Genomic DNA, 3589 nt, shown 5'->3' on the forward strand with positions numbered 1-3589 from the left:
CCACTTGTTGTCTCGCTGTGACCGCGTCGGTCTGTTCCTGCTCAGCCGCAGCCGTACGCTTCATGAGTGCGGCATTGGCCAGTTTCGCTTCGGCGAGATCGCCACGAAGCAGCTCCGTCTTCCGGCGCTCGTCGTCGAGTATGCCGCTCGCCTGCACCAGTGAAGCCTTGGCCGTGGCGCGATCCTTGGCGGCCTCGGTCTCAAGCTGTTCAATTTGGACGCGCGCTTGCGATAAATCGCGCGCCTGCCTTTGGGCTTGCTCCTGCTCGAGATGAGCAGCGGGCATCTCCTTAAGGACATAGCTGGCGCCCTCGCTCAGCATCGTGCCGGCCTCTCCCGCAATGCGCCGCAACGCGTCAAGGGTGCGGGCTGCCGCGAGTTCATTGCGCAACCGCTCCTCGCGCGCGTCATCGGCAGCTGCCATGCTTGCCCTCAGCGTGTGGATCTGCTTGCTCGCCTCGAGGAGCGCTCCCTGCAGAGCGGCGCTCCTGGCACGCTCGCCTTCCGCCGCCCGGTGCTCCTGGTCGGCCAATTGTCTCGCAGCGGCAGCCTGAGCACGATCCGTCCCGGTTTGCGCCTGGTTAGCCGTGAGATCCGGGCCAAGCAATTCGGCACTCGCCTGAAATCCCAGCGGGCGCGAAAGGTCTCGATGGGCCTGGTCTTGGGTTTGCGAGATGGCGGAAGCGCTTTCGACCCAGATTTGTCTCGTCATCGCATAGCCAATCGGCGCGGCCAGACAAATGGCGGCGAGACCCAAGCGCGATACAAGAACGATCGGCCTGCGAACGACAGGGTTTGAGGCAGGCGCCATGGCCGGGTCGGGATCTCTCAACTGAGCTGTGAAATTCAAACCGCGATCCGCAGCATAGGCCAACGGAGCAATTTTTGGCGGTGAAGCCTTATGGCGCAATTGGTTCCATGCCGACCCGCAAATCCGCTTCCCACGTTCCGCGATCGCGCTGATGGATGCTGCAAGCCGGCCAGACTGCACTCTGTTCGGTGCAGGAGCACCGGTCTCGACCACTGACGAGCACCCGCTGGGTTCGGATGTCGCGGCGAAATGTTCGATTCGCACTCCGAACCGAGAGTAGTTGGTATTTTGAGCCCGAACATCCAGGCCGACCGCATGCAAGGGGTTGGCAGCCTTGGAAGAAGCAGGCCCGACGACAAGTCCGTCCGGGCTTTCCCATTCCCAAGAAGCCTCGTCGGCGAAACCGGATCTGCCTTCGTCAAACGCTGCAAGGCGGCGCCGTCGCACTGCGGCAAGGATACGCCGGAGCACAAGATAGACGCCCACCGATGCAAGCGTCACCACTGCGCTCAGAATGGCCAGATTTACGTCGTTTGCATACATTTCGGCAAGATAATTTGGCATTGCCGTGCCCGTGCGTTCTGGGTGTATTGCCAAGTTCATAAAGCGATGTCTGGTCATTCGCCTTGGTATTCGCCAAGGCCTTACCGCTCTCGGAGCGTCGCTTTCTTCGGGATCCTTCTGGTCCTTGCGAATTGTTGCGGATGGCGGGGCGCCGGTCGCGTTCCGATAGATCGCCGCAGTTGATATTCCGTAGCGGGCAATGGCCGACCAAGGACGCATGCAGGGCTCTGAAACGCCGGTTTGCGCCTCTGCATAGCAACCTCGCGAGAGTTCGCCGGTGCGGACAATTCGCCATTTCCGGGCTTAGGACTGTCCATCATGAACTTTAAGCTAGGTCACAGCGCACCACGGTCAACCATCAGCTCCTAGTGATCCTGCAGGCAGCCTTCGGCCAGACAAAGGGCCATTGTAGTGCCCGCTCTTCGTAGTGAAGCTGATCGTTCCTTGTTCGGTGATGCATTCCCGCCGAGATTAGAATTCGTCGTACTGTTTCGCGAAAAGTACGACGTCAATTTGCTAAGCTGATGCAAAGCATGGTGATCCCGACAGGAATCGAACCTGTGACCTACAGATTAGGAATCTGCCGCTCTATCCTACTGAGCTACGGGACCACGCGGCCAGACACATAGCCGCTTCGGATCGTTTCGCCAAGAGGCCGGCCGAAGGCAATTCGGCCGGCTTTGCGCTGCCGCTGTCAGGCGGCCAGCGCGGTTTCAGCCAGTTTCACCCAGTAGCTCATGCCGTGCGGGATGACCTCGTCGTTGAAATCGTAGGCCGGGTGGTGCAGACCGGCGGTGTCGCCATTGCCGATGAAGATGAAGGCGCCGGGGCGGGCTTCGAGCATGTAGGAGAAATCCTCGCCGCCCATCACCGGCTGGATGCCGCGGTGGACATGGGCGTCGCCAGCGACACTCATCGCGACGTCACCGGCAAACACCGTCTCTTCCGCGTGGTTGAAGGTCACGGGATAATTCGCCTGGTAGTCAACCTCGATCCTGGCCCCGAACGCGGTCGCCAGCCCGTCGCAAATGCTGCGGATGCGCTCTTCGGACTTCTTGGCGATTTCTTTTCGCAAGGTGCGCACGGTGCCGGCGATTTCGGCGGTTTCGGGGATGATGTTGTAGGCATCGCCGGCGTGGAACTTGGTCACCGACACCACCACGGCCTCGACCGGATCGGTGCTGCGCGAGGCGATCGTCTGCAAGGCGCCGACCAGTTGGCTGGTGATGACGATCGGGTCGATCGTACCGTGCGGCATCGCCGCGTGGCCGCCCTTGCCGCGCACGGTGATGGTGAATTCGGCGGTCGCCGCCATGATCGGGCCCGGGCGAATGGCGAACTGTCCGACAGGCAGGCCCGGCATGTTGTGCATGCCGAATACCCTGGAGATGTCGAAACGCTCCATCATGCCGTCCTTGACCATCTCGTTGCCGCCGCCGCCGCCCTCTTCGGCCGGCTGGAAGATCACCGCCACCGAACCGGTGAAGTTGCGCGTCTCGGCGAGGTATTTGGCCGCACCCAGCAGCATCGCCGTGTGGCCGTCATGGCCGCAGGCATGCATCTTGCCGGGGATGGTCGAGGCGTAGGGCTTTCCTGATATCTCGTTGAGCGGCAGCGCGTCCATGTCGGCGCGCAGGCCGATGGTGGGACCTTCGCCCTGGCGGCCGCGGATGATGCCGACCACGCCGGTCTTGCCGAGCCCGGTGACCACATCGTCACAGCCGAAAGCCTTCAGCTTCTCGGTGACGAAGGCGGCGGTCTTGAAGACGTCGAAGTTCAGTTCTGGCGTCTGGTGCAGATGCTGGCGCCAGCCGGCAACTTCGTCCTGCATTTCGGCGGCACGGTTCAGGATTGGCATGATGGTTCCATCTCGCTGTTGGGACGGCGGGTGTTGGCCGCTGCCTTGCAATTGTGATCGCCAGGCACTTTGCCATCTTGGCGTCACATAGAGTAAATAGCACCGCAACAATGGGGTCCGGGTTTTGAGGGTCGGACCATATGCTGGCGATCGCGTAATGAAATCTTACGGAGCCAGGGGCGACTACGGCAAGAGGCGATTTCGGATTTGATCATGCGGTACAGGCATTTCCTCAAACTATTCTCGGCTGGCACAATCGCGCTGTCGGTTGTGGCCGGGCCGGCGCTGGCCAATCCGGTGGTCGTGTTCGACCTCGGCAGCGGCAAGATCCTGCAGCATCAGGATGCGTTCAAGCG

Annotated in this window: 1 protein-coding gene, 1 tRNA gene and 2 pseudogenes; 1 reads left to right on the top strand and 3 read right to left on the bottom strand. The window is 61.4% G+C overall.

Going from position 1 to position 3589, the window contains the following annotated elements; translation table 11 throughout:
• The 3 genes and pseudogenes from EN879_RS40205 to EN879_RS27880 all read right to left on the bottom strand — a co-directional run.
• Positions 1 to 1375: pseudogene (locus EN879_RS40205) on the bottom strand (hypothetical protein); the annotation flags it as partial.
• 534 nt (positions 1376 to 1909) lie between these two features.
• Positions 1910 to 1986 (bottom strand) — tRNA-Arg (locus EN879_RS27875).
• Positions 1987 to 2069: 83 nt separating this feature from the next.
• The gene (locus tag EN879_RS27880) at positions 2070 to 3233 is read right to left on the bottom strand and encodes a M20 aminoacylase family protein (protein ID WP_063169116.1); all 1164 of its coding nucleotides are present in this window, start codon (positions 3231 to 3233) and stop codon (positions 2070 to 2072) included.
• Between the two features lie 213 nt (positions 3234 to 3446).
• Between EN879_RS27880 and EN879_RS40745 the strand changes: the two are divergent.
• Positions 3447 to 3589: pseudogene (locus EN879_RS40745) on the top strand (D-alanyl-D-alanine carboxypeptidase); the annotation flags it as partial.

Origin of the sequence: Mesorhizobium sp. M7A.F.Ca.AU.002.02.1.1, from assembly GCF_003998535.1 — a bacterium.
Taxonomy (GTDB): Bacteria; Pseudomonadota; Alphaproteobacteria; order Rhizobiales; family Rhizobiaceae; genus Mesorhizobium; species Mesorhizobium ciceri.